General features: G+C 30.4%; 8 protein-coding genes. All 8 read right to left on the bottom strand.

The features are described from left to right. Positions 1-290 precede the first annotated feature (290 nt). Positions 291-485, bottom strand: a complete 195-nt coding sequence (locus tag IC213_RS14995; RefSeq protein ID WP_227483267.1) for a hypothetical protein — start codon at positions 483-485, stop codon at positions 291-293. Between the two features lie 308 nt (positions 486-793). After that, the gene (gene lysS, locus IC213_RS14990) at positions 794-2326 is read right to left on the bottom strand and encodes a lysine--tRNA ligase (RefSeq protein WP_227825042.1); all 1533 of its coding nucleotides are present in this window, start codon (positions 2324-2326) and stop codon (positions 794-796) included. 14 nt (positions 2327-2340) lie between these two features. After that, the gene (gene greA, locus IC213_RS14985) at positions 2341-2820 is read right to left on the bottom strand and encodes a transcription elongation factor GreA (RefSeq protein ID WP_021386470.1); all 480 of its coding nucleotides are present in this window, start codon (positions 2818-2820) and stop codon (positions 2341-2343) included. 108 nt (positions 2821-2928) lie between these two features. Next, positions 2929-3897, bottom strand: a complete 969-nt coding sequence (gene dusB, locus IC213_RS14980; protein ID WP_227437519.1) for a tRNA dihydrouridine synthase DusB — start codon at positions 3895-3897, stop codon at positions 2929-2931. A gap of 136 nt (positions 3898-4033) precedes the next feature. Next, positions 4034-4804 (bottom strand): type III pantothenate kinase, encoded by a 771-nt coding sequence (locus IC213_RS14975; RefSeq protein ID WP_227437521.1) that lies wholly within the window; start codon positions 4802-4804, stop codon positions 4034-4036. An 18-nt stretch (positions 4805-4822) separates the two neighbouring features. Then, positions 4823-5413, bottom strand: coding sequence for an ECF transporter S component (locus tag IC213_RS14970; protein WP_227483268.1), 591 nt, complete (start codon positions 5411-5413; stop codon positions 4823-4825). A gap of 196 nt (positions 5414-5609) precedes the next feature. Continuing rightward, the gene (locus tag IC213_RS14965; protein WP_227483269.1) at positions 5610-6569 is read right to left on the bottom strand and encodes a P1 family peptidase; all 960 of its coding nucleotides are present in this window, start codon (positions 6567-6569) and stop codon (positions 5610-5612) included. After that, the gene (locus tag IC213_RS14960) at positions 6562-7539 is read right to left on the bottom strand and encodes a biotin--[acetyl-CoA-carboxylase] ligase (RefSeq protein WP_227836338.1); all 978 of its coding nucleotides are present in this window, start codon (positions 7537-7539) and stop codon (positions 6562-6564) included. The genes IC213_RS14965 and IC213_RS14960 overlap by 8 nt, the downstream gene beginning before the upstream one ends. Between the last annotated feature and the right edge of the window lie 241 nt (positions 7540-7780).

The following is a 7780-nucleotide window of genomic DNA, read 5'->3' as shown; positions in this document are numbered from 1 at the left end:
ATAAAAGTTTATCAGGCTCAGATACTATTGTTATCTAAATATCTGGCTTTATGGTTTGTTTCTTGTTTTTATAAATTAACCTACTGTTTAATTTTCAAAGTTCATTTTTCATGTTTGCCCTTTTCTTGGGGACAAGTAATACTATATCACCTTAAAAATAATTCGTCAATACTTTTTTTGTTTTTTATTTTAAAAAAGGTTATAACTCTTTGTTTTTTTTAATACTTTTAACTAAAACTAACAGATATAACCCTTGATATTACAAGTAACACATGCATATACAGTTTTTCCTATTTTGCAATTTTATTTTCGTAAGAATATGAGTTGGCTCTGACTCTATCTGCCCAAACATTTATACTCTTAACTTTATTAACCTTAGTTGTACTTTCAAATATATCCATTGCATCCTTACAAAAATATACCATAACATCAAGAACTAAAAATCCAATACAAACTAAACATAAAAAATCAATTACTTGAAACATCACACATTCCCCCAATAATTTTTTATATATAGTATTCTCAAAAATTATTCCTTTTTCCTTCCCAAAAATTACTTTAAATATTTTCATAATAAATTACTTTCAATCATATTTTCTAAATATAAAGTTCCAATCAACAAAAACTAATATCAATTTGTAACGTTTGTTGGTAATTTATAAATTAAATACATGAAAACTTCTTTAGAACATATAAAAAGCATTCTACATTGACATTTTAAATAAAATAAAGCTATTTATTGATAATTTAATAGCTCTATTTTATTTAAAACTTAGTAGAATGCTTGTATTTTTTATTTTTCTTCTTCTTCTTTATTTTGATTATTATCAATAGGTTTCATAGTAGGGAATAATAATACATCTCTTATAGATGGAGAATTAGTTAATAGCATAATAACTCTATCTATACCTATTCCTAGTCCACCTGTAGGAGGTAAACCTACTTCTAATGCTTTTAAGAAATCATCATCCATCTCAAAAGCTTCATCATCACCTAATTCTCTTTTTCTCAATTGGTCCATAAATCTTCCTTTTTGGTCAATTGGGTCATTAAGCTCAGAAAATGCATTAGCTAACTCCCATTTATTAGCAAAAGCTTCAAATCTATCAGTTCTTCTTGGGTCTTCAGTATTTCTCTTAGATAATGGAGATACTTCAACTGGATGATGTGTTATAAATGTTGGTTGGATTAATTTATCTTCTCCAAACTCTTCAAAGAAAGCATTTATTACTTCCCCTCTTCTCATTCCAGGCTTTATTTCTATTCCTTTTTCTCTAGCAACTTCTAATGCTTCTTCATCTGTATTTATTGCAGAAAAATCTACGCCAGAATATTCCTTCACACAATCTTCCATAGTCATTCTCTTCCAAGGAGGTGTAAAGTTTATTTCTGTTCCTTGATAGTTGATTATCATGCTTCCTGTAGCAACTTCAGCCATATGTGCAACAACATTTTCTGTTATCTCCATCATATCAGTGTAGTCTGCATATGCTTGATATAATTCTATAGCAGTATATTCAGGATTATGTTTTAAATCCATACCTTCATTTCTAAACATTCTTCCCATTTCATAAACTTTATCAAATCCACCAACAATAAGTCTCTTTAAGTATAATTCGTTTGCTATTCTTAAATACATTGGTATATGTAAAGTGTTATGGTTAGTTATAAAAGGTCTAGCATTCGCTCCACCAGCTATAGTATTTAATATTGGAGTCTCAACTTCTAAAAATCCTCTGTCATCTAAATACGCTCTCAATGCCTTTAATGCTTTCGTTCTAATTAAAAAAGCATTTTTTACTTCTGGGTTCACTATTAAATCAACATATCTTTGTCTATATCTTAATTCTTGATCTTTTAATCCATGATATTTTTCTGGTAAAACTTGTAAAGATTTGCATAATAATACTACAGATTTAGCCTTTACAGATATTTCGCCCCTTTTAGTTCTAAATATTTCCCCTTCAATACCAACTATGTCTCCAATATCATATGTTGAAAATACACTATATTCTTCTTCCCCTATAGCATCTAATCTTACATAAGATTGAATTCTTCCTTCTTGGTCTTGAATATCTATAAAACCAGCTTTACCTTGTATTCTCTTGCTCATGATACGTCCTGCTATTTTTGTAGTTTGACCTTCAAGAGTTTCAAAGTTATCTTTTATTTCCATAGAATAATGAGTTCTATCATATCTACTTTCTTTGAAAGGGTCTCTACCTGATTCTTGTAATTTTTTTAGTTTATCTCTTCTTACTTGAAGTACTTCACTAAGGTCTTCTTGAATTTGTGCTTCTTCATTGCTTTGTTGATTATTTTTCATTTTTTTCCTCCAGATTATCTTCTTATTTCTAATATTTCAAACTTAGCAACTCCATCAGGAACTTGCACCTCTACAACCTCTTTAACAGCTCTTCCTAAAAGCGCTTTTCCTACAGGAGATTCGTTTGATATTTTGCCATCATATGGGTCTGCTTCTGTTGAACCAACTATAGTATATTCAACATCTTCATCAAATTCTAAATCTTTAACTTTAACTATTGAACCTATTGTAACAACATTAAGGTCTATTTTGCTTTCATCTATGATAACAGCTTTTCTAACCATATTTTCTAATTTTAAGATTCTTTCTTCAACCTGTGCCTGTTCCTTTTTAGCTTCATCATACTCAGCATTTTCAGATAAATCACCAAAAGATATAGCAACCTTTATTCTCTCTGCAACTTCTTTTCTCTTTACAACCTTTAAATTCTCTAATTCTTCTTCTAATTTATCGTATCCCTCTTGTGTCAATAAAAACTCTTTATTCTCTTCCATTATAAATACAACTCCTTCACAAATTTCTTAGGAATTTTCCTAATTATATTTTAAAATTTTTATAATCTTTTTTTAATTTATGCGCTATATTATAAGTCACTATTATTTTTATGTCAAGGAGTCTTCCATATAGTACTCCAATTTCGACACAACTTCTTGATAGTCTTCTATTTTATTAATTTCATCTCTTAATCTTGCAGAGTTTCTAAGACCTTTTAAATACCAAGCGATGTGTTTTCTCATTTCCCTTACAGCTACATACTCTCCATGTTCTTCTACTGCAAGCTTTAAATGTTTAATGGCAGTACTTATCTTTTCGTTAAGAGTTGGCTCTGGTAAAATCTCGCCTGTATTCATATAATGGTTTATTCTTTTAAATATCCATGGGTTACCCTGAGCACCCCTACCTATCATTATAGCATCACAACCCGTTTTGTCTAACATATTTATTGAATCTTCTATTGTAAATACATCACCATTTCCTATAACAGGTATATTTAAATTTTTCTTAATATCTGCAATTATATTCCAGTCTGCTTTACCTGTATAATATTGCTCTCTCGTTCTTCCATGTATTGCTAAAGCACTTATTCCACAAGCTTCTGCTATCTTTGCTATCTCAACAGCATTTATACTATTATCATCCCATCCTTTTCTTATTTTTAAAGTAACTGGTTTCTTTGAATTCTTCACTACTGCCTTTAATACCTGCTCTGCAAGTTTAGGATTTTTCATAAGTGCTGAACCATCCCCATTTTTAACTACTTTTGGAGCTGGACATCCCATATTTATATCAAGGATTTCATTTGGATATTCGTTCATTATTTCTGCTGCTCTTCCCATAAAATCTGGCTCAGAACCAAATATCTGAACAGCTACAGGATGTTCTTCTTTTTCTATCTTAAGCATTTTTTTAGTATTTTCATCATCATAGCAAAGTGCCTTACCATTTATCATTTCTGTATATAAAAGTCCACATTCTTGTTCTTTACAAATTAATCTAAATGGAAGGTCTGTTACCCCTGCCATAGGTGACAGAAAAACTTTATTTTTTAATTCTAAATTTCCTATTTTCATCGTTTTTCTCCTATTTTTTCCTTTGTTTTTGTGATTTTATTTCTAAATCTGCATTTCCTCATTATAATATACCACATAACACTAAAAAACTATCATAAAAAGGGAACTGGATATATAATCCAATTCCCTGTATTAATTATTCTTGGTTTTTTTCATATATTATTCTTAATCCTTCTAGCGTTAAAAAACCATCTACATAATCTATACTTTTTGTTTCTGAAGCAATTAGTTTAGCTAGCCCACCTGTAGCTATAACTTTAACATCATCACAATTTAATTCTTTTTTCATCATATTTATTATTTTATCAACTAAACCTACATATCCATAAATTATGCCAGATTGCATAGCCGATACAGTACTTTTACAAATAGTCATACCTGGTTTTGCTAATTCTACTCTAGGCAATTTAGATGCACTTTGGAATAATGCCTCACTAGATATCTTTATTCCTGGTGCTATTGTACCCCCTAGATATTCACCTTTTTCAGAAATAGCACAAAATGTAGTTGCTGTTCCAAAATCTACAAGTATACTTGGTGCCCCATATTTTTCTATGCCTGCTACAGCATTAACTATCCTGTCTGCTCCAACTTGTTTTGGATTATCATATTTTATATTTAGACCTGTTTTTATGCCTGGACCTACTATCAATGGATGCTTTTTACAGTATTTTATACAAAAATTTTCAAGAGAATGCATAACGTTTGGAACTACAGATGATATTATTACATCATCAATAGCATTTATATCCACATCATCATACTTAAATAAGCTACTTATTAGAATTCCATATTCATCAGATGTTTTTTCCTTATCTGTTTTAATTCTCCAATAATTAACTAACTTGTCACCCTTATATATACCTAAAACCATATTAGTATTTCCAACATCAAATACTAGAAGCATATGTCATTAACCTTCTTTCTATTTTTTGCTTTTCTTAAGTACAGCAGCAACGGCAGCTACTACTAAAGCTCCTACTATTGCTTCTGGTACTCCATTTGCTGCGGCAAGAGCCATTATAACCTTTCCTGCTGAACCATTTTGACCCATTGCTTGAAGATACTTGTCAGCATATAAAACATATATCATTCCTAAAACACCAGCTGTATTTAACAAAGAACCTACAGCTCCTGTAATTAATCCAGATATGTATACCTTACTTGTAGCATTGATTATTAGTTGATATACATAATAAGCCAATATACCTATCATAACTCTTGGCAATATTGAAACTAATGGATTTATAAAAACAAAAGATGTTACTGTTGGGTTTACTATAGCGTTTAAAAGACTTGATACTCCAAATATAAAGCCTATTGCTGCCCCAACTATTGGTCCTTCCATAATAGCTCCAATAATAACTGGTATATGCATTATAGTTGCTTTTGTAGGTCCAACTGGAATAAATCCCAATGGAGTCATAGATAGCATAATAGAAATAGCTGATAGTACCCCTATTATAGTCATCTTTCTTACATTTACTTTTCTTACTGATGCACTTGTGTTCATCATAAAAAATACACCTCCGTTCCAGCTCACTAACGATGCCGGACTACTTAATTTTTTGATTTTTCTTACTCTTGTTTCTTATCATTATGAGTCAGGCTACTACTTTCAGGATGCCTGCTCTAACAAGAATAATTTTATCAAGATGAGTTGTCATTGTCAACAATTTGACAAGAAAAATATGCTAATTTCATCATATTTCTCATTTTTTTACTATGTCTTTATATGCTATTATATTTTCTACACTATCAGCTTTTTTTACTGCATTTATTATACTTTTTTCCACAGCCTCTACAGCCAATGAACCTAATAACGTTATATCTGCTTCTATTTCACCTTTTGACATTGTGAATATTGTATCTCCATCATGAGGTGTATGGATAGGAAAAATAGCTTTTGCATACCCATCATGACCCATTTGAGATATTTTTTTACATTCAGCTTTAGTGAGTTTAGCATTCGTAGCTATAACTCCAATTGTAGTATTATCTATACTAAATCCACCTTTACTTGCACCTTGTTTCATCAATTTATATGTATCAATTGTTTCTGTTTTTTTATCATTTAAGGCGCCTGCTATAACCTTACCATCCTCATAAACATCTCCAAGAGCATTTACAGCAATTAATGCAGATACAATCAAGCCATTATCTAGTTTTATAGAATAACTTCCTATTCCACCTTTCATAGCATATTCTTGCCCTCTTATCTTTCCAACAGTAGCTCCACATCCTGCTCCATAATTACCTTGATTTAAAACAGTTGTATTTGCCGCCTCACAAGCTTTATAACCCATTTGTATATCTGGTCTACACTTAAAATCTCCTACTCCTAAATCAAATAAAACTGCTCCAACAACTATAGGAACTTTTCCAACTCCAACATCAAAACCAATTCCTCTTTCTTCTAAGTATCTACTTACTCCACAAGTAGATTCAAGACCATATGCAGAACCTCCTGCTAAAACTATAGCATGAACTTTTTGAACCATATTTACAGGGTCTAATAAATCGGTTTCTCTGGTTCCTGGAGCCGACCCTCTTACATCAACACCACAAACTGCACCTTCTTCACAAATCACTACTGTACATCCAGTCAGCCCTATTCTATCCTCAACTTGCCCAACCTTTAAACCTTCTATATCTAAAATATTATCATACATATCCATTTTCTCCTCTTATAGAAACTTCACCTGAAACAATTTCTTTTACACTTCCATCACTACCCTGAACTACTAAGTTACCATCTTCATTTATATCTAAGCATTTAACTAATTCTTTATCATTTCCTTTTAGTACATATATATTCTTATCTATAATAGCAGAATAATCTCTACATATTTTTAAAGTTTCTTCTTTTGAGTTATTTGCAATATAATCTAAATATAACTTTTCAAATTCAGCCAATACATTTCTGACAATATCTACTCTAGACAATTTGTATCCTTCTTTATACAATGAGGTAGCTTTCTCAGCTATTTCTGAATCAAAGTCCATTATTTTAACATTTATTCCAATACCAAGAACAACATAATTTGTTCTTTCAATCTCAGCAGACAATTCTGTTAGTATACCACATATTTTTTTCCCATTTAAAATAACATCATTTGGCCATTTTATCAAAGTCTTTGCCCCTAGATTATTTAAAGCTTGTGTTACACTTGCTCCTGCTATTAAAGTTATAAATGGTGCTTTAAACGGTTCCATATCTGGTTTTAGAATAATACTCATCCAAATCCCTTCATGGGGTTTGGAATCCCAAGTTCTTCCTAATCGTCCTTTTCCCATATTTTGATGTTCACTTAAAATCACAGTTCCATCTATACTATTCACAGCCACTCTTTTTGCGTATTCATTAGTTGAATCTATAGTATCAAGATGCTCAATATTCTTACCAATAAACTCTGTATTTAATTTATAGTAGATATTCTGTGGACTTAATAAATCAGTTGGATTTTCTGTTAATCTATAACCTTTCTTATTTACAGATTCTATATTATATCCCTCTTCTTTTAGAGCTTTCATATGTTTCCATATAGCTGCACGTGACACACCTAATTGCTTTGACAACTCTTCACCCGAAATAAACTCAGATTTATTATTTAATATAATTTCTATTATCTTCTCTCGCATACTTCACCTCTAATATGATATGATTTCATGACTTCTTTTCTTCTAATAAGTAATTATACATTATTAATATATTTTTAATACTACTAATTTTAAAATTCCTTTTTAATATATTATCATAAGTAAACTTATATACCCATACCATTAATTCCCATAGCTTAATATTTTGCCTAATCTTTGCTAAAATCACAAAAAAAACTGAAAGTATTAATTAGATTGATATATGCAAATATACTTTGTTTAT

It is taken from the genome of Clostridioides sp. ES-S-0049-02, from assembly GCF_020658465.1.
Classification (GTDB): Bacteria; Bacillota; Clostridia; order Peptostreptococcales; family Peptostreptococcaceae; genus Clostridioides.
Note: the sequence above shows the minus strand (reverse complement) of the source record. Positions and strands in the feature narration are given on the sequence as shown.